22 protein-coding genes and 1 pseudogene are annotated in these 20,054 nt (G+C 42.0%); 22 read left to right on the top strand and 1 reads right to left on the bottom strand.

Annotation, left to right across the window (positions count from 1 at the left end; all coding sequences use genetic code 11):
* Positions 1–2: 2 nt before the first annotated feature.
* The 22 genes and pseudogenes from H625_RS0100120 (at position 3) to brnQ (ending at position 19,725) form a co-directional block, all read left to right on the top strand.
* Entirely contained in the window at positions 3–878 is an 876-nt protein-coding gene (locus H625_RS0100120; protein WP_026858046.1) for a 5'-3' exonuclease, read from the top strand.
* 5 nt (positions 879–883) lie between these two features.
* A complete protein-coding gene (locus H625_RS0100115; protein WP_026858045.1) occupies positions 884–1,291 on the top strand; it encodes a reverse transcriptase-like protein in 408 nt (135 codons plus the stop codon).
* A 41-nt stretch (positions 1,292–1,332) separates the two neighbouring features.
* Entirely contained in the window at positions 1,333–1,503 is a 171-nt protein-coding gene (locus H625_RS13315; RefSeq protein WP_084135631.1) for a zinc-finger domain-containing protein, read from the top strand.
* A gap of 16 nt (positions 1,504–1,519) precedes the next feature.
* Positions 1,520–2,631: pseudogene (locus tag H625_RS12320) on the top strand (conserved virulence factor C family protein).
* Positions 2,632–2,633: 2 nt separating this feature from the next.
* Positions 2,634–3,074, top strand: coding sequence for a BrxA/BrxB family bacilliredoxin (locus tag H625_RS0100095; RefSeq protein ID WP_026858042.1), 441 nt, complete (start codon positions 2,634–2,636; stop codon positions 3,072–3,074).
* 200 nt (positions 3,075–3,274) lie between these two features.
* Complete coding sequence (locus H625_RS0100090) at positions 3,275–4,228, top strand: thymidylate synthase (protein WP_026858041.1); 954 nt, start codon at positions 3,275–3,277, stop codon at positions 4,226–4,228.
* 10 nt (positions 4,229–4,238) lie between these two features.
* Positions 4,239–4,715, top strand: coding sequence for a dihydrofolate reductase (locus H625_RS0100085; RefSeq protein ID WP_026858040.1), 477 nt, complete (start codon positions 4,239–4,241; stop codon positions 4,713–4,715).
* 3 nt (positions 4,716–4,718) lie between these two features.
* Positions 4,719–5,270 carry a DUF2140 family protein gene (locus H625_RS0100080; RefSeq protein WP_026858039.1) on the top strand — a complete coding sequence of 184 codons (552 nt, stop codon included), beginning with the start codon at positions 4,719–4,721 and terminating at the stop codon, positions 5,268–5,270.
* A gap of 13 nt (positions 5,271–5,283) precedes the next feature.
* Entirely contained in the window at positions 5,284–5,805 is a 522-nt protein-coding gene (gene msrA, locus H625_RS0100075) for a peptide-methionine (S)-S-oxide reductase MsrA (RefSeq protein WP_026858038.1), read from the top strand.
* Complete coding sequence (msrB, locus tag H625_RS0100070) at positions 5,805–6,239, top strand: peptide-methionine (R)-S-oxide reductase MsrB (RefSeq protein WP_026858037.1); 435 nt, start codon at positions 5,805–5,807, stop codon at positions 6,237–6,239. The genes msrA and msrB overlap by 1 nt, the downstream gene beginning before the upstream one ends.
* 1 nt (position 6,240) lies before the next feature.
* Entirely contained in the window at positions 6,241–6,462 is a 222-nt protein-coding gene (locus tag H625_RS0100065; protein ID WP_026858036.1) for a YozE family protein, read from the top strand.
* 14 nt (positions 6,463–6,476) lie between these two features.
* Positions 6,477–7,190 carry a purine-nucleoside phosphorylase gene (gene deoD / locus H625_RS0100060; RefSeq protein WP_026858035.1) on the top strand — a complete coding sequence of 238 codons (714 nt, stop codon included), beginning with the start codon at positions 6,477–6,479 and terminating at the stop codon, positions 7,188–7,190.
* A 96-nt stretch (positions 7,191–7,286) separates the two neighbouring features.
* Complete coding sequence (locus H625_RS12315; RefSeq protein WP_425402147.1) at positions 7,287–8,867, top strand: S41 family peptidase; 1,581 nt, start codon at positions 7,287–7,289, stop codon at positions 8,865–8,867.
* 101 nt (positions 8,868–8,968) lie between these two features.
* Positions 8,969–10,045: an undecaprenyldiphospho-muramoylpentapeptide beta-N-acetylglucosaminyltransferase gene (locus H625_RS0100050; protein ID WP_026858034.1), complete on the top strand. Its 1,077-nt coding sequence runs from the start codon at positions 8,969–8,971 to the stop codon at positions 10,043–10,045.
* Complete coding sequence (locus H625_RS0100045) at positions 10,042–10,665, top strand: phosphatase PAP2 family protein (protein WP_026858033.1); 624 nt, start codon at positions 10,042–10,044, stop codon at positions 10,663–10,665. The genes H625_RS0100050 and H625_RS0100045 overlap by 4 nt, the downstream gene beginning before the upstream one ends.
* Positions 10,666–10,748: 83 nt before the next feature.
* Positions 10,749–11,369 (top strand): GNAT family N-acetyltransferase, encoded by a 621-nt coding sequence (locus H625_RS0100040; protein ID WP_035784842.1) that lies wholly within the window; start codon positions 10,749–10,751, stop codon positions 11,367–11,369.
* Between the two features lie 467 nt (positions 11,370–11,836).
* A complete protein-coding gene (locus H625_RS0100035) occupies positions 11,837–12,511 on the top strand; it encodes a response regulator transcription factor (protein WP_026858031.1) in 675 nt (224 codons plus the stop codon).
* Positions 12,508–13,881, top strand: a complete 1,374-nt coding sequence (locus tag H625_RS0100030) for a HAMP domain-containing sensor histidine kinase (protein ID WP_026858030.1) — start codon at positions 12,508–12,510, stop codon at positions 13,879–13,881. The genes H625_RS0100035 and H625_RS0100030 overlap by 4 nt, the downstream gene beginning before the upstream one ends.
* Positions 13,882–13,990: 109 nt before the next feature.
* Positions 13,991–16,789: a 2-oxoglutarate dehydrogenase E1 component gene (locus H625_RS0100025; protein ID WP_026858029.1), complete on the top strand. Its 2,799-nt coding sequence runs from the start codon at positions 13,991–13,993 to the stop codon at positions 16,787–16,789.
* Positions 16,790–16,807: 18 nt separating this feature from the next.
* Positions 16,808–18,052: a 2-oxoglutarate dehydrogenase complex dihydrolipoyllysine-residue succinyltransferase gene (gene odhB, locus H625_RS0100020; RefSeq protein ID WP_026858028.1), complete on the top strand. Its 1,245-nt coding sequence runs from the start codon at positions 16,808–16,810 to the stop codon at positions 18,050–18,052.
* Between the two features lie 70 nt (positions 18,053–18,122).
* Positions 18,123–18,317 (top strand): DUF6501 family protein, encoded by a 195-nt coding sequence (locus tag H625_RS0100015; protein ID WP_026858027.1) that lies wholly within the window; start codon positions 18,123–18,125, stop codon positions 18,315–18,317.
* Between the two features lie 94 nt (positions 18,318–18,411).
* Positions 18,412–19,725 carry a branched-chain amino acid transport system II carrier protein gene (gene brnQ, locus H625_RS0100010; RefSeq protein ID WP_026858026.1) on the top strand — a complete coding sequence of 438 codons (1,314 nt, stop codon included), beginning with the start codon at positions 18,412–18,414 and terminating at the stop codon, positions 19,723–19,725.
* A gap of 54 nt (positions 19,726–19,779) precedes the next feature.
* On the opposite strand, the gene H625_RS0100005 is transcribed toward brnQ, so the two are convergent.
* Positions 19,780–20,054: IS3 family transposase (locus tag H625_RS0100005; RefSeq protein ID WP_026858025.1), on the bottom strand; the 275-nt coding region annotated here is incomplete at its 5' end.

The raw sequence follows: 20,054 nt of genomic DNA, 5'->3' as shown, positions 1-20,054 counted from the left end.
TTTTGACACAGCACACTTTAATAATAGACGGCATGGCTTTACTGTTCAGACACTTTTACGCGACAAGCTTCCGTAATCAATTTATGTATAACAGTAAAGATGTTCCGACGAACGGTGTTCAAGGCATGCTGAGACATACGTTCAAATTGCTCGAACTCACTAAACCGGATAATGTTATTATCGCCTGGGATATGGGTTCGAAGTCAGTAAGAAACGAATGGTACGAAGGTTATAAAGCAAACCGCGTGGCGGCGCCTGAAGAAATGGTGCCGCAGTTCGGCATGATTAAAGACGTTATGCACGATATCGGTTTTTATCAGGACGGTATCGTCGGCTATGAAGCGGATGATGTCATCGGCACAGTCGCACGTCACATCGATAACCTGACGATTGTCAGCGGTGACCGCGATCTGCTCCAGCTCATTAACCAGACAAACAGAATCTGGCTGACTAAAAAAGGTTATACGGAATATCACTATTACGACTTCATGGCGTTTCATGACCAGTACGGTATTACACCGGAGCAGTTTATCGATGTCAAAGCATTGATGGGCGACGCGAGTGACGGCTATTCAGGTGTCGCAGGTATTGGAGAGAAGACTGCGCTTAAACTGATTCAAACCCACGGCTCGGTCGATCAGCTGTTAAACAATCTGGATACGCTGACGCCGAAAATGCAGGACAAGATTATAAATGATATGGACTCACTTAAAATGTCCCAGCGTCTTGCTGAAATTATTACGGACGTGCCGATGAAACTGGACGGACTGATGGACAAGAGCACACTTAACCTTGATATTGGACATATTAACAAGGTGCTGCAGCATCATGATCTCCGTCTCGCAGAGAAGTATTTATCAACTTTAAACTTAGGGTGATATAAATGGCGCAAATATATATCGATGCAGCAGCAAGCCTCAAACCGAAACTTGCATGCGGCGGGCTTATTATTAAAGACGATTTGCTGAACTCAAAAGAGTCCGTGCTGCTCGGTGAAATGGATAACCATGAAGGGGAATGGGCGATGCTGGAGTTTGCACTTAAACAGGCCGTGAAACTGAAGCTGACATCAATAATCGTGTATACGGATTCTAAAATTATCGTCGATACTTTCGATAAAGGCCACGTTAAAAATAAAGTGTTCAAATCATACTACGACAGAGTCGTTCCCTTAACAAAAGCGCTCGATATGTTTATAATTACTCATACACCGAGAAAAAATAACCGTGGTGCAGACATACTGGCTAAAGACCGTTTGTATAAAGAGCGCAAAAAATTAAATTTGAATTAGCTTTTTAGCTATGTTGCAATTTAAAATAATGAGGTATGATAATGGATACGAAAGTTCTGGATAAAATTAATCATCTTGAACGTACATACTGCAGAGGATGTATGTTGAAAGAAGTCAACCGGACTGAAGGAAGCAAATCAAGTGCACATTCATTCTGCATTACGGAATGTTCCGTCGGCATCGAAATGAAAATGTACGGCAATAAATTATAATACTGGAGGCACTACTATGGAAATCGTAAGAATTGAACCGACACCAAGCCCGAATACTATGAAAATTACTGTTAATGAAACAAAAGAGGAAATGAGATCTTCAACTTACAAAGCGGTCACTGAGGATACACCGGCATTTATCGCGCGCGTACTGGAACTTGAAGATGTAACAAGCGTCTTCCACGCACTCGATTTTATTTCTGTCGATAAAAGCTCGAAAACAGACTGGGAAACTTTGATTCCGAAAATTGAAGCGACTTTTAATAACGCAGAACCCGGTGAAGCAAAAAAAGACTGACACCTGAGTCGAACTTTGGTGAAGTGAACACTCAGGTGCTCATGTTTAAAGGAATTCCTTATCAGGTAAAGTTAAATGACGGCACAGAACACCGCCGCGAACTGCCGGCACGATTTACTGAAGCCGTCACTAACGCAACATTGCCTGAAGATAACATTATTTTTGACCGCAAGTGGGAAAATTTAAGTACCCGTTACGGTTCGCCGGAAGACGTATTTACTGAAGTCATTGAGGAAATTGAAGCACTGTATCCACAAGGAACGCTCATTGAACTCGTGGCTGAAGCAAAAAACCGCGTGCAGCCGGCGCCGATGAAATACTTCAAGGTTTCGCTTGATGAGTTTAAAAATACAGAGGACTGGAAAGAGCGCCTCTATATGCTGAATCATTTCGATACACCTAATGAGAGCGATTACCCGCTTTTGGAACACGCACTTCATGATGAGAAAATGCAGGTCAGACGTATGAGTGTCAGCCTGCTTGCAATGATTGAAGTCCCAAAAACACTTAAATATTTAAGAATTGCTATGGGTGACCGCGCAATTCCGGTCAGAAGAACAGCAGCAGATGCATACAGCGATCTCGATTTTAAAGAAGGACTCGGAGATATGCATACAGCACTCGGAGATAAAAATCCAATTGTCCGCTGGCGTGCGGCAATGTTTATATACGAAAGCGGCGATGACACGAGTTTGGAAGTATTGAGAGCACATCAGAATGATCCGCAGTACGATGTAAGGCTGCAGATAGAAATAGCAATTGCCCGTATTGAACAGGGCGAAGATGCACTCGGCAGCGTGTGGAAACAAATGCAGAACAGGGAGCGGTAAACATGGATGCATATCAGGCATATATGAAAGAAATTGCAGAACCTATGAGGCAGGAACTGACGAATTACGATTTTAGTGAATTAACGACACCTGAAGGTGTGCATGATTTTATGAAGAATACTAAAGAAAACGAAACGACATTTGTCGTTATTAACAGCGTTTGCGGCTGTGCAGCAGGTCTTGCCAGACCCGCTGCTGTAACAGTGACAAACCAGAACCCGGTGAAACCTGACCGTCTGGCGACTGTATTTGCAGGACAGGAGCGTCCGGCGACAGCTGCAATGCGCGAATATATTGATGCTGAACCGTCAAGCCCGTCATTCGCTTTATTTAAAGGCGGCAAACTCGTGTCATTTACAGCACGTGAAAATATTGAAAATAGAACGATTGAAGATATCATGATGGATCTGAAAGCAGATTTTGACGAATATTGTGCAAAATAAAAAAGGAAAGGGTATACCCTTTCCTTTTTTCTAAATATTTTCTTACTCGTAGATGCACATTGTAATCATGTAGCCTGCAAGTAAAGTTAAACCGACTGTGAATAAAATTTCCATTCTGAACACTCCGATCACAATAATATTCTCTTCTTAATTAATACTAATTATATAGAAGTACATTATAAAAGAAAAGGGTGATTTTAATGAATTCATTTGATAATGCCTATCACAGCCTGATGAACCGTGTGATGGAAGAGGGTACAACGAAGACTGACCGCACAAATACAGGAACTAAGTCCGTCTTCGGTCATCAGATGCGTTTTGATTTAAAAGAAGGATTTCCGCTTTTAACGACTAAAAAGGTTTCATTTAAACTCGTGGCAACCGAGTTAATCTGGTTCCTTCGCGGTGATACGAATATTAAATATCTCCTTCAGTACAATAATAATATATGGAACGAATGGGCTTTTAAAAAATATGTTGAGTCAGAAGATTACCGCGGGCCCGATATGACTGACTTCGGTCATCGGGCGCAGGCAGACGAAGACTTTAATGAACAGTACAAAGCTGAAATGAAATCGTTTAAAGAAAAAGTATTAAACGATGATAAGTTCAGTGAAAAATACGGTACGCTCGGCAATGTTTACGGCAAACAATGGCGCCAGTGGGTCGGACCGAACAGTGAAGTTATCGACCAGATTGAGAATCTGATTGACGGCATTAAAAACAAACCGGACTCAAGACGCCATATTGTCAGTGCATGGAACCCGGCAGAAATCGAAACGATGGCGCTGCCGCCGTGTCATACGCTGTTCCAGTTTTACGTGGCAGACGGCACATTAAGCCTGCAGCTCTATCAGCGGAGCGGGGATATCTTCTTAGGCATTCCATTTAATATCGCCAGCTACAGCCTGCTGCTGGCACTCGTTGCGAGAGAATGCGGCCTTAAAACAGGCGAGTTTGTGCATACAATCGGTGACGCGCACATTTACTCAAATCATTTCGATGCGGTGAATACGCAGCTGTCACGGGTAAGCTACGAGGCACCGGAACTTAAAATTAATTCGGACAAATCGATGTTTGAACTTGAATACGAAGACTTTGAAATTGAAGGCTACGAATCCCACCCGGCAATCAAAGCACCGATTGCAGTATAGGAGGAAACTAATGGTATCTTTAATAGTTGCACATGCGAATCAGAACGTTATCGGCTTTAAAGGCGACATGCCCTGGAGTCTTCCGGCAGATTTAAAAGGATTAAAAAAACACACGACAGGGAATACAATAGTTATGGGAAGAAAGACATTTGAAACGCTCGGACGTCCACTCCCTAACCGCAGAAATGTCGTCTTAACTACGGATGAAAACTTTAAAGCTGAAGGTGTGGACGTCATTCATTCAATCGATGACATAAAAGACCTTTCCGGCAAAGTATTTATCTTCGGCGGCAGCACAATCTATGAACAGACCATGCATCTGGTCGATGAAATGTATATTACAGTTATTGACGAAACATTTGCCGGCGATACATTTTTCCCCGCTTATGATTTAAACGACTGGACAATCGAATCATCAGAAGAGGGTATAGCAGACGATAAAAACCGCTCCCCTCATAAGTTCATGCACCTGACAAGAGAGCTGTAAGCGATGCGTAAAAATATATGGATGATTTCTTTCTTCATATTGCTCGCGGTGAATATCGCTGTTGTCGTTGTGCTTGCCTCATTCTTCAACCAGTCCTATGAACAGACAAGCGGGAACGAACCGCCAGAAAAGACTGAAGAACTTGAGTTTATTTTAACGAACAGTACGATTGAAACTCTGATTAATGATAATATTCCATATGACGAATTTACAGTTAATATTAATGAAGACGGCATCGTTGTTGATATTGAACAGCAGCTGCTCGGATTTTCTATTAATTCAAGCATTGCCGGAGAACCGGTCGTAAACGGGGATAATATTATTATTCACTTAACAGATTTAAATTTAGCGGGGCTGCCGTTCAGTGAAGATACGCTGTACACAGCACTCAGAAAGCTTGTCGATCTGCCAGAAGGCATAGCGATGAGCGAAACCGAACGTGCGATTGTAATCGATATGTCACTGTTTGAACAGTATTTCGGTGTAGAACTCCAAGCCGACAAAATAGACTATGAAAACAATGCATGGTATTTTTCAGTTAACAACAATTTTTAGGAGGAATTAATTTATGGCTACAGCAACTTTAGCAGGCGGATGTTTCTGGTGTTTAATTAAACCGTTTGACCAATGGGACGGCGTGAAAGAAATAGTTTCAGGTTATTCTAACGGTGACGAACCGAATCCGACGTACGAACAAGTATCCACAGGTACAACAGGACACGTTGAAGCCGTGCAGATTGACTTCGATGAAGAAGTGATGAGCTACCGCGAACTATTGGAAGTATTTTTCAAAACGTTCGATCCGACTGATATCGGCGGACAGTTTGGCGACCGCGGCCCGCATTATATGCCGGCAGTGTTTTACCACGATGAAGCTCAGCATAATACGGCACTTGAATTAATTAAAGAACTTGATGAAGCAAATATTTTTCCGGCCCCGATCAATACACCGGTGCTGCCGTATAAAAACTTCTACAGAGCAGAAGATGAACATCAGGACTTTTATAAGAAAAATACAGGACATTACAATGCGTATTACAAAGGATCAGGACGTAAAGGTTTCGTAGAAAATGTATGGGGTGAAAAATAATGACAAGAAAAGATATTAGTGAATTAACAGACCTTGAAAGACAGGTAATGAAAGAGAATGGTACAGAAGCACCATTTGAGAATGAATACTGGACACATTTTGAAGAAGGAATTTACGTGGATAAACTGAGCGGCAAACCGCTGTTTACGTCACTTGATAAATTCGATTCCTCATGCGGCTGGCCGAGCTTTGCTAAATCTCTGTCAGATGAAGATGTATCCGAGCATACAGACACGTCATTTGGCATGCGCCGCACGGAAGTCCGCAGTGAAACTTCAGACTCGCACCTCGGTCACGTCTTTCCTGACGGACCGCAGGAACTTGGCGGCTTAAGATACTGCATTAACTCTGCAGCGCTTGATTTTATTCCGAAAAGCGAGCTTGAACAAGAAGGCTACGGAGAATACGTCAAGCTGTTAGATTCTAAGGCGTAATATGAAAGATCGACCATATTACCAGTATATAAAGACACAAATCGGGGCGAAAAATGACATTGGTCAGCTGGCAAACCATATTGCGGATGATATGTCTTTCCCGAAGTATTCAAATAATTACGAAGAAATCTCAGATTATCTTGAAAAGAACCCGTATCTTAATATATCATTAGATACGTTTGATGAAAGTTTTTCAGACTACACAGAATGGCTACGATCATAAGAGGAGATGAAAATATGAGTATTCATATTAATGCAAAACAGGGCGATATCGCCGATACTATTTTACTGCCGGGCGATCCGCTCCGTGCGAAGTATATCGCGGAAACATTTTTAGAAGATGTTGTCTGCTACAATGAAGTCCGCAATATGTTCGGTTACACTGGAACTTATAAAGGCAAGAGAATTTCAGTGCAGGGAACTGGTATGGGTGTACCGTCAATTTCAATTTACATTCATGAGTTAATGCGCGACTACGGCGTTAAAAACTTAATTCGTGTCGGTACTGCCGGTGCATTAAAAGAAGAAGTTAAAGTACGCGACGTTGTTATTGCACAAAGTGCAACAACAGACTCTTACCAGAACAACAAGTTGTTCGGTAACGTGAGCTTTGCGCCAACATCAAACTTCGACCTGCTTTTAGCAAGCTACAACGAAGCTAAAAAACGCGGTCTTGATGTAAAAGTCGGAAACGTCTATACAGCAGACTCATTCTACGATACTAAAACAGATACTAAACAGCTTGCAGATTACGGTGTGCTTGCGGTTGAAATGGAATCTGCAGCATTATTTACAATCGCTGAAGAGTATAATGCACGTGCATTAGCAATCCTGACAATCTCAGATCACCTTATTACAGGTGAAGTAACTACTGCAGAAGAAAGACAGACAACATTCAACGATATGATTGAAGTTGCGCTTGATGCAGCAGTACCATTTGCTGGAGAATAATCATCTATTTTTTGAAGAACAGTGATTTCACTGTTCTTTTCTTTTCTTTAATCAAGTAAACTGATAATATATGAGTAATACATAGGTAGAAATTGGGTGCATAACTTGGACGAAGAAAACAATGACAAGAACGTTCAGTCTAAACTGCGGTCCGTTCACATGAATATATTCTGGTTTATCGTCATTATTTTAACGACGATTATAATCAGTGTAGTAATAACAGCAATTGCAATATCAAATAATCAGGAACGTGCAGTCAACGTCGGAACTGATACGAGAACCGAATTTGCAAAACTTTACAGTGTCTACGACACACTGAATGAAGACTATTATGAGGATGTCGATTCAGACGCTTTAATCGAATCATCAATCCGCGGTATGGTCGAAGGACTTGACGATCCATACAGTGAGTATATGAATATCGATGAAACCGGTGACTTCGAAGAAAGCATTACCGGAGACTTTGAAGGTATTGGTGCTGAAGTAATGATGGAAGGCAGCAAAATCATTATCTCCAGTCCGATGAAAGGCTCTCCGGCAGAACAGGCCGGCATTGAACCGGGCGACCAGATTCTCGCTGTTGACGGTGAATCACTTGAAGGCATGACGACGACAGAAGCAGTACAGCTGATCCGCGGCGAACAGGGCACGGATGTCGTTCTGACGATTCAGCGCGGCGAAGGCAGCCCGTCAGATATTACGATTACGAGAGATACGATTCATATCGACAGTGTGACATATGAAGAAATCGATGGTGTCGGACATATCAGCGTTAACAGATTCCAGCAGGGTACTACTGACGAGTTCAGTGCGTTTATCGATGAGGCAGCCGAAGACGGTGTTGACGCGCTTATTATCGACTTCCGCTACAATCCGGGCGGTCTGTTAAATGAAGCAGTGACACTGATTAACCAGTTTGTTGATTCTGGTACTGCTGCACTGTACCTTGAAGATAATCAGGGCAACCAGCAGGAAATCGTTACTGAAAATGAGAAGAACCCAAACGCTGAATCATTCGATGATGTGTACATTTTAATTAATGAAGGTTCGGCAAGTGCTTCTGAAGTATTTACAGGCGCTCTCGATGATTTAACAAATGTTCAGATTGCAGGAACGACTTCATTCGGTAAAGGTGTTGTTCAGCGCACGAGCGAGTTTAAAGATAACTCAATGTTGAAATACACGAATACTAAATGGCTGACACCTGATAAGACATGGGTGCAGGATGAGGGCATTACGCCGGATATTGAATTAATTAATCCGGATTACTACCGCATCGAACTGCTCACTGAAGACGAAGTGTTCGCTGAAGGGCAGACAAACGATAAAGTTCTGTCGATTAAAGTGGCACTCGATGAGCTTGGCTATGATATTACGAAGTTCGATAATAACTTCGACAGCAAGCTGACTGCAGCCGTAATGGCTTATCAGACAGATGAAAAACTTGAAGCTGATGGTATTGTAACCGGTGAAACGACAACAGGCATTCTGTCTGATATTCGTGAAACCATTAACGAAAATGACGCTCAGTTGAATTATTTAATCGATTATATTAACGGTGACATGTCAATTATGGAAATTGAACAAAAGGCAAGGGACAATGCACCGCATATTCCGCCGGTCACTGAAGATGAACAAAATTTAACTGAAGACGAAGAGATAGAAGAGGAAGAATAAGACATCAAATTCCGTACAGATTGCATTTGTACGGAATTTTTTGTTGTAGACAATTTGTAAATAGTTTAAAGTAAAGTCACTAAGTATTATGGAGGGCGCATATGGTTCACGAAAATAAAAAAGTAATGCTGACAGGCGGCGGTACAGTCGGCCATGTTATGCTCAATAAACTTCTAATTCCTGAATTTCAAAAGCAAAATATTGAACCGCATTATATCGGTTCGAAAAAAGGTATCGAGAAAGATATCATTTCGGAGTTAAATATTCCATACCATGAAATTTCGAGCGGCAAGCTGCGCCGTTATTTATCATTTGAAAATTTAAAAGATATTTTTAAAGTGGTTAAAGGCGTCACGGATGCGAAGAAAATTTTAAAACGTGAAAAACCCTTGTTTGTTTTTTCTAAAGGCGGCTTTGTGTCGGTCCCCGTTGTACTCGCAGCTGCTGCAACAGATGTGCCGGTTTATATTCACGAGTCGGACTTAACGCCTGGGCTCGCTAATCGCATTGCCAGCAAATTTGCAACGAAAGTATTCTGCACCTTCGAGACGACTGCAGAACAATTTACCGATGCGAAAGCCGAGTATCTCGGACCGGTTATCCGCCCTGAGCTTTCCTCAGGCACGAATGAAACCGGCTACCGATTAACAGGATTCAACTCCGGCAAACCAGTGCTTATCGTGATGGGCGGTTCGCTCGGTGCGAAGATAATCAATGAATTCGTGCATGACAATATCGATAAGCTGACAGAAAAGTACCAGATCATTCACTTAACAGGGCGGGGCAATATTAATAAAAAGATTCGCAATGTGAATTACAAACAGTTTGAATTCGTCGGCGATGAGCTTGCAGACTTACTCGCAATCAGCGACATCGTTATATCCCGCAGCGGCTCGAACGCAATATTCGAGCTGCTCCTCCAGAAGAAACCGATGATTTTAATTCCGCTCGGTCTTGATCAGAGCCGGGGCGATCAGATTCAAAATGCTAAATACTTTAAAAAGAAAGGTTATGCAGAAGTTCTTAAAGAAGAAAATCTGAACCTTGAAAATTTAAATGAAAAATTGAACTATATCGATGATAACTACAGTGATATCACATATAAAATGACACAGTTTAACGACGGAGTTAACCCGGCAGAACTTGCCGATAAACTGATTGGGGAGGCGTCGGAGTGAGCCGGAGTAAGAAAATGTCTTTATTCTTAGTCTTTACTTTAATATTCGGCGTGATCGCTATTTTTCACGAGTCGAGACTCGGCCGCTGGATTGACCGTGAAGTCTATGAATTTATTTACGCATCCGAAAGTTTTATTACGACGGCACTGATGCTCGGCTTTACCCAGCTTGGTGAAGTACTGTCCATGATTGTCATGTCGCTCATTCTGATTTCAATTTTAATGCTCTATAAATTAAAGATTCATACGCTTTTCATTTTAATTTCCATGATGGCATCGAGCGTTTTAATTCCAGTTCTGAAAAACTCGTTCGACCGCGAGCGTCCGTCAATGCTCCGTCTGATTGAAATTTCAGGCTTCAGTTTCCCGAGCGGGCACGCAATGGGCTCGACGATATTTTTCGGTTCGCTTGCGACCATAATTAAGAACACTGATTTAAACAATAAAGCTCTGTTAATGACAGTGTGCGCAACGTTTATTCTGATGATTTCATCATCCAGAGTATACCTCGGCGTACATTATCCGACAGACGTGCTGGCAGGCGTTGTTATCGGCCTTGCAGTAGTCGTCGGGACAAGTGCTGTGCTCCATAAAAAGTTTAAAAAAACGGCCTTAATTTAATTTAAAATATTATTATTGCTTAATATTTTCCGAGGAATTATAATGAAATTACCTTGGGTAATATTAAGACGGCAGGTGATAATATGGCAATAAATTTATATGAAAACATTACGCTTGAAAACGACAGAATTCGACTCGTGCCCATGCAGTTAAGCCACGCCGCAGAACTTCAGTCGATCAATCATGACAGTATTTGGACTTACATGCTTTTTCAGGCCACAAACGAAGAAGCGATGAGCGAATGGATTCAGAGTGCTATTGAGCTTCGCAATCAGCTGAAAACAATACCATTTGTTGTCGTATTAAAAGCAACAGGCGAAGTTGTCGGCGCTACGCGCATTCAGCATATCGATTACGAACGCCAAAGCTGCGAAATCGGCGCCTCATGGTTCGGCACAAAAGCTCAGCGCACATTCATTAACTCTGACAGCAAATTCCTGCTGCTCGAATACTGCTTCGAAGTGTTAAAGCTCATGCGCGTACAAGTACGCGCAGACGAACGTAATGAACGCAGCAACAAAGCGATCGAGCGCATCGGCTTCACAAAAGAAGGCATCATCAGAAAAGAACGCGCCCTCTACGGCGTGCCGCGCAATTTAATAATATATTCAATTATCGACGACGAATGGCCCGATGTAAAAACGAATTTACTTATTAAACAGCAAAGCTATATGATGGAAACACCAAATACAATTGTAAGTTAATGATATAAATAATATTTAGCTAAACTGGAGACCCTTGAGAAAGGATTTCCGGTTTTTTATTTTTTTTGGCTGATGGGCTGGGGAATTCGAGCTTTTTATCGTTTGAATGACATTGTAGAATTTACATAGACGGTCAAAAGTGTAATTTCTAAAAATATATGGCTACACTGTCTGATAAAATGATTTGTCGGACAATGTGAAATTGACACTGTCTGATAAATACGCTTCTCTTCATAAATTAATACAAAAATGAGCAAGGTCACTTAAAAATAAGCTATCCTGCTCATAATCACGACAAAAATGAGCAAGGTCACTTAAAAATAAGCTATCCTGCTCATAATCACGACAAAAATGAGCAAGGTCGAGTCAAATCTTACAATCTTGCTCAAAACCCCAGCCAAACTGCACCTTTCATTTTTAATCACCATCATTTTCATGATAATATGTAGACAAAGTAGGTGAGGCTTATGCCGGAAGTATTAGTAGTTGAAGACGAAACGAATTTAGCGCGTTTCATAGAGTTGGAATTAGGTCACGAGGGTTATAATGTGACGCTTGCTGCAGATGGGCAGGCAGGATATGATCTGGCGTCAGAGAATGATTATGATGCAATTTTGCTGGATTTGATGCTACCCAAGTTAAATGGGCTCGAGGTGTGCAGGCGTCTCAGAAAGTCAAAGGATACACCGATTATTATTATTACGGCAAAAGGGGATACGTACGATAAAGTCGTCGGTCTTGATTACGGTGCGGATGATTACATTGTGAAGCCGTTTGAGATTGAGGAACTGCTCGCGCGCCTCCGCGTAATTATGCGCCGCAATAAATCGACCGAAACGAATCACGATACGCTGGATCTCCACGGAATTTCAATTGATACGTCTGCGTATACTGTTGCGATTGACGGTACTCCGATTGAACTGACGAAAACTGAACATGAGCTCTTACATCTGCTCGTTAAAAACATGGGCATTGTAATGAAACGCGAACAGATTCTCGATATTATCTGGGGCTACGACAGCGAAGTGGAAACGAATGTTGTCGATGTATATATCAGATATCTGCGCAATAAATTAAAACCGTTCAATAAGGATAAAGTGATTGAAACTGTGCGCGGCGTCGGGTACGTGATCAGACAATGAATCGTGTAACATCACTCCGCATGCAGTGGCTGAAATTATCCATTCTGATTATAACGATTACGTATCTCATCTTCAGTTCACTGTTAATTTACGCGACAAGTGTTTATTTAAAAGACCAGGAATACCGGTCGGTTTCGAGAAGTTTATCGGATGTCAGTACATTATATGAAAATCAGCCGTTCAACTCGATTACCGAACGGGATATTTACACGAGCCTGTATGATAATCAGCAGATGGGGCTGTACACGCTGAGCGGGGAAGAGGTTTACCGCTGGCCGATTCGCACCCAGTTAAATATTGATACTGATTTTGAGGCGAACGTCAATCCCGTTATTGAAACAGTCAGCCTCGACGGGGATGATTTCCTTGTCGGCACCCGCATGCTGCAGTCGGATTACTGGCACGGCTACGTGTCGGTCGTGCATCCGCTGAATGAATACAACACGATTATCCGCATGATGCTGTTCATCGCAACCATAATCGGTTTTTTATCGATTACATTTACATCGATAATCAGTTATTTCTTCTCGATTCAGATGGTCAAGCCAATCGGCAGATTCACCGGTCAGCTGAAGAAAATTGAGAACCAGGGCTTTGCCGAGCGTCTCGATTTGAAGACGAATATTATTGAAACGGATTATATGATTGAGTCGTTTAATAATATGATGGGTGCGCTCGAAGAGTCATATAATCAGCAGAAACAGTTCGTTGAAGATGCATCGCACGAACTCCGAACACCGCTGCAGATTATTCAGGGACATCTGCAGCTGATTAACCGGTGGGGCAGAAACAGCCCTGAAGTACTCGATGAATCGCTCGGCATTTCAATTGAAGAGCTGAAACGCATTAACAAGCTTGTCGAAGAGCTGCTGCTCCTGACGAAAAATGAGGGCTCAGATTATTTACAGACTGAAAGCATCAATTTAAATGATGAAATAATGAGCCGTCTTGAAAGTCTCGATAAAGTGCATCCGGATTATACGTTCGACGCAAAACTTCATAAAGGCAAAATTATGTATCCGATTAATAATTATCATTTTGAACAGATGCTGATTATTTTCCTCGATAATGCGATTAAATTTGATACGGAGCACAAGCATATTACGGTAGCATCGGAACTAAATAGTGACGGCAGTATTGAAATTTCAATTACCGACTCAGGTATTGGTATTCCACAAGATGAAATCGAGCAGGTATTCAACAGATTTTACCGTGTCGATAAATCCAGAAGCCGTGACCAGGGCGGAAACGGACTCGGTTTATCAATTGCTAAAAAAATCGTGGAATTATACCGCGGCAAGGTCTGGATTACAAGTATTGAAGGAAATTCAACAACTGTTCACATAAAATTCCCAAAATCTAAAAATTAACATCGAAAACATTAGTTACAAACTACAATTGCGCTTTCAAGAACACTTGTAAAATGGTAAAATTTTATACGTAAAGAGTATTTAAAAATTATAAAGAGGTGGCAGTACAATGCAACAAAATGAAGTTGAGAATGCTCCTGTAAGATTTGGAACAAATCTAGGTATGATTCTTGAGTATTTTGACATGTACAAAGAAGACCCGGAATCAGTATCTGAGGAAATGCAATTACTATTCGAAAGCATTTCTTCAAGTGAAGGAAGTAATACTCGTCAATCGAACCAGGCACTTAGTTCAACAGGCCAGGATAAGATTAAAGGTATTTTGCAGTGGTTAAATGACATTAGACAATACGGTCATTTAAAAGCGGATGTCTATCCGGTTTACTCTCCGGAAATTGACAATGCACCTGACTTTGATTTTAATGCCTACGGTTTTTCGGATCAAGATCTTGAAAACCTGCCTGCAAGTATCGTTTCTGAAGCACTTGCTGATAAATTCAGCAATGCGCTTGAAGCAGCACGTTACCTTGAACAAATCTACACTTCACCGTTATCGTATGAATACACTCATATTAATAACACTGAAGAAAGAAACTGGCTGCAGAATACAATCGAGGGTCTCGGCGAAGTCGAACTTTCCAACGATAAGAAACTTTATCTTTTCAAGGAATTAGTTAAAACTGAAGGTTTTGAAAAATATCTTCACAAAAACTTTGTCGGCGCAAAACGCTTCTCAATTGAAGGGGTTGACTCGCTCGTACCGATGCTCGACCACCTCCTCGGGCGTATGGCTGAAGAAAACATTCCGCACCTGCAAATCGGTATGGCTCACCGCGGACGCTTAAACGTGCTGACGCATACGCTGCAAAAACCGTACGCAATGATGCTGAGTGAATTTATGTCGACTGACCCGATGAAATTCCTTCCTGAAGACGGTTCATTAGAACTGACAAACGGCTGGATGGGCGACGTTAAGTACCATCTTGGCGGTGTTAAAACAAGAACGGACAAAGGCATCGAACAAACAGTAACGCTTGCCAACAACCCGTCGCACCTTGAAATTGTCGGACCTGTCGTACAGGGTCGTACACGTGCTCAGCAGGAGAAAACTGACCAGGCTGGAAAAGCGACTCACGACGTTGATAATTCACTCGGTGTAATTATTCACGGTGACGCTGCATTCCCAGGTCAGGGCGTTAACCCTGAGTCGATGAACTTATCTAACCTTGAAGGCTACTCAGTCGGCGGTGCAATGCATATTATTACTAACAACCGCATCGGTTTTACGACTGAAGAGTGGGATGCGCGTTCAACACTGTACGCATCTGACATCGCTAAAGGTTTCGATATGCCTGTATTCCACGTCAATGCGGACCGTCCGGAATATGTTCTCAGAGTGATCGACATTGCGATTCAGTACCGCCAGAAATTCAAAAAAGATTTAGTTATCGACTTAATCGGTTACCGCCGCTACGGCCACAACGAAATGGATGAACCGATGACGACTAACCCGAACCTTTATAATGAAGTAAACGAATACCCGTCAATCGACAATCTTTACGGAGATCAGCTCGTAGCTGACGGTGTCATTACAGAGGAAGATAAAAACAGCATCATACAGGCGATTCAGGATGAATTAAGAGCTGAGCATGACAAGATTGATAAAGCTGACACTGTCGTTACTGAAGATATTCAGACACCTGAAGTCATTATGGAAGGGCAGGCGAATGAAGTTGAAGAAGATATTACATTCGACCGCCTTGCTAAAATTAACGAAGAGCTTTTAGAGTACCCTGAAGAATTCGCACCGCTTAAAAAGTTAAACAACGTTTTATCAAGACGTAAAAAACCATTTGAAGACGACACGGCACTTGTCGACTGGGCTCATGCGGAAGCTCTTGCATTCGCAACAATTAACCAGGACGGCACGCCAATCCGTTTCACAGGTGAAGATGCAGAGCGCGGTACGTTCGCACACCGCCATGCAGTACTGCACGATCCTGAAACAGGCAAGAAACACACGCCGCTGCACAACATCAGCGACGCTGAAGCTTCATTTGAGCTCTACAACTCGCCGTTAACTGAAATGGCAGTGGTTGCTTACGAGTACGGCTACAACGTCGAGAACAACAGCGCATTAACGATTTGGGAAGCCCAGTACGGAGACTTTGCAAACATGGCTCAGCCGATTTTTGATGTCTTCATGTCATCTGCACATTCCAAGTGGGGTGAGAGAACAGCATTAACGCTTCTGCTGCCGCACGCACAGGAAGGTCAGGGACCTGAGCATTCATCTGCACGTCTCGAAAGATATTTACAGTTATGTGCTGAAAATAACATGACAGTCGTTAACTTATCGAGCAGTGCCAACTACTTCCACCTGTTAAGACGCCAGGCGAAGTACTTAAACACTGAGAAAATGCGTCCGTTAGTCGTGATGTCACCGAAAAGCCTGCTGCGCAACACAACAGCGAGCCAGCCGGTAAGCGAGTTTGTAAATAACCAGTTCCACGAAATTATCGTGCCTGAATACAAGAAAACAAAAGTTAAGACAGTAGCCATTGCTAGTGGTAAAGTAGCGGTAGACCTGCTTGAAGCACAGGCTAAAGCAGAAACACCGAACGACGAAGTAATCGTTATCAGACTGGAACAGCTGTATCCGTTCCCGGCTGAAGCAATTAAAGAAGTATTAAATGATATTACAGGCCTGAAAGAAGTGCGCTTCGTCCAGGAAGAACCGCAAAACCAGGGTTCATATCATTTTGCATTACCATACCTGCTCGATATCGTACCGTCTAAAGCAAAACTTAACTATATCGGCAGAAAACCGAGCGCTTCGACTTCTGAAGGCAACGGCGGTTCTTACAAGTTAGTACAGCAAAATATTATAGAAAAAGCTTTAAAATAATAGGGGGTAAATTATAAAATGGCTGAAATCATCGTGCCTGAATTAGCAGAATCAATTACAGAAGGAACAATATCTACTTGGTTTAAACAAGTGGGAGACTCAGTTGAAAAAGGCGAGAACGTACTCGAACTTGAAACTGATAAAGTAAACGTTGAAATCGTCAGCGAAGAAGCAGGCGTAATTTCTGAACTTAAAGCTGAAGAAGGCGACACTGTTGAAGTTGGACAGGTTATCGCTGTAATCGGTGAAGGCGGCGGGGAAACTGCTGAGAAAGCTGAACCGAAACAGGAAGACAAGAAAGACGCTAAAGCTGAAGAAACTAAATCTGAAGCGCCTGCAGCGCCGGCTGAAGAAGACGACAGCGACGCACTTGTTGTTGCAACACCTTCAGCTAGAAAACTTGCACGTGAAAAAGGGATTAAGATCTCAGACATCAATCCGACTGACCCGCGCGGTTTAGTACGCAGCCAGGATGTTGAAAACCACGGCAATGCTCCTAAAGCAGAAGCTAAAAAAGAAGAGCCTAAAAAGTCCGCTCCAGCTCAAAACGCTGCACCTGAAAAACCGGTTAGACGTGAGAAAATGTCACGCCGCAGACAGACAATTGCTAAACGTCTTCTTGACGTATCGCAAAACACGGCAATGCTGACTACGTTTAACGAAATTGACATGACTAACGTTATGGAACTTAGAAAACGTAAAAAAGAAAGCTTCCAGGAACGCAACGACGGCACGAGACTTGGCTTTATGTCATTCTTTACTAAAGCTGCAACAGCTGCACTACGTAAATACCCGGCGGTAAATGCTGAAATCGACGGCTCGGACTTTATCTTCAAAGATTTCTTCGACGTATCGATTGCGGTATCTACTGATGAAGGTTTAGTGGTGCCGGTTGTCCGCAACACAGACCGTAAAACATTCGCTGAAATTGAAAATGATATTGCTGAACTTGCTAAGAAAGCAAAAGATAAAAAATTATCTCTTGACGATATGGCAGGCGGTTCATTCACAATTACTAATGGCGGTGTATTCGGATCGCTAATGTCGACACCGATTATCAATGGTACACAGGCTGCTATTCTTGGTATGCACACGATTCAGAAACGTCCTGTAGCAATTGGTGACGATATTGAAATCCGTCCAATGATGTACATTGCATTAAGCTATGACCACAGAATTATTGATGGTGCTGAATCAGTCGGCTTCCTTAAAACAATTAAAGAATTAATTGAGAACCCTGAAGATTTATTATTAGAAGGTTAAATTTAAAACAATTTAATAAGAGAAAGGTATCCTCGTGATACCTTTTCTTTTTTACTTAGGAGGAAATAGAATGCTTCAAAATGAATGGGAAAACAATAATCTTAGAACGGTTACTGTAAAACACACAGATGCAGAGAAGTACAAAGTCTCTGATATGCTGACTGTCGGCAAAGAATATACAGTTGTAAATGAAACAGAAGAGTATATTTTTGTTAAAGACAACTCAGGAAAAATCGGCGGATTTTACAAAACCTATTTTTCTTAGTAATAAAAGTCAGATAATTCAAATATTTGTAGATTTTTCTGCAATATTAGTGTAAGATAATTGCATACTAATTTTTATAGAAGAGGCGATGTCCATGAGTACAAAACAAGTCATAATGGTCGGGTTCACATTATTTGCCATGTTCTTCGGAGCAGGTAATTTAATCTTCCCGCCGGCGCTCGGATTTGGGAGCGGAGAATACTTCTGGACTGCAATGCTTGCATTCGTCCTTACAGGGGTAGGTCTTCCTTTAATCGGAGTTATCGTAGGTTCAATTTCTAAAGATGGATATAAAGAATCTTTAAAACATATTCACCCGGCATTCGGAGTAGCATTTCTGGTCGCTATTTACTTAACGATCGGACCGTTCTTTGCCATTCCAAGAACAGCAACAACTGCTTATGAAATGGCTATCGTGCCTTTCTTAAGTGAAAACACCGGCATCTGGTTACTGGTTTTTTCATTAGCATTTTTTATCATAGTCTTATTATTAAGTCTTAAACCAGGAACTTTAATTAACACTATCGGGCAGGTGCTCACACCGCTCTTACTTATTGGAATTGTACTCTTAATCATCGTTGCAGGGATTGCTTATTTTTCAAACTCAATCAACCCGGCATCAGCAACATTCCAGGAGTCTTCACCATTTACAATCGGCTTTACTGAGGGATACTTAACGATGGACGCGATTGCAGCGATTGCATTCAGTGTTCTCGTACTGAACTCAATCAGACAGCTTGGTATTACTAACCGCCGTGATTTACTTATCGGCACAATCAAATCTGCTTTACTTGCAGCTGCACTGCTTGGAGCAATCTACATTTCACTTGGATGGCTGGCAAACCGTGTAGACCTTGGCGGAGCATTAGTTGATGATCAGAACTTAGGAACATTCCTGCTGACTTACATGAGCAGTGATGTGTTCGGTATCTTCGGACCAATTTTACTGGGAGTCATTGTCTTCCTTGCTTGTATTACGACAGGTACCGGGCTTATCGTATCAGTGTCTGAGTACTTCAACAGCATTCTGCCTAAAGTCCCTTACAAACTTTGGGTCGTTGTATTTACATTAATTTCATTCGGCCTTGCGAACCAGGGACTGGATCAGGTTATCGCAACAAGTGTACCAATACTGTCCATCATCTATCCAATCGCTATGACAACTGTGTTGCTTCTGATCGTGACATATTTCTTACCGTCACCAAGACTGAGCCTGCAGATTCCGGTATATGTAGTGACAGCACTATCTATCCTGTCTGTCCTTCATAGAAACGGCTGGATGGAAATGAGCTGGCTTGAGTCACTTCCATTATTCAGCTACAGCTTTGAGTGGATTCCATTCATGATTGTCGGCTACATTTTAGGCTACTTAATCGGTCTTAAGAAACCGAGAGTAGAGTATACGTAAATATTAAACAGCAGCCACTTTTGACGTGATACCCAAAAGTTAGACTATTTGGTATTATGCTGATTTTAAGGTATGTTTCCTGTATTGAACAGGAGACATGCCTTTTAATTTTGTCTTAATTCTCTTGGTGTTATAAAATTCAATATACTCTCGGATAGCGGATTCAAGCAATTCATAAGTGTCAAACTGTTCGCCATAAAACATTTCTTGTTTCAATAAGCCAAAAAAGTTTTCCATGGGTGCATTATCTAAGCAATTCCCTTTTCTAGACATGCTCTGAGTCACATTATAGGTGTCGAGGATATTTACCCATGCTCTGTGTTGGTAAT

The organism is Jeotgalicoccus psychrophilus DSM 19085, from assembly GCF_000425845.1.
GTDB classification, from domain to species: domain Bacteria; phylum Bacillota; class Bacilli; order Staphylococcales; family Salinicoccaceae; genus Jeotgalicoccus; species Jeotgalicoccus psychrophilus.
Note: the sequence above shows the minus strand (reverse complement) of the source record. Positions and strands in the feature narration are given on the sequence as shown.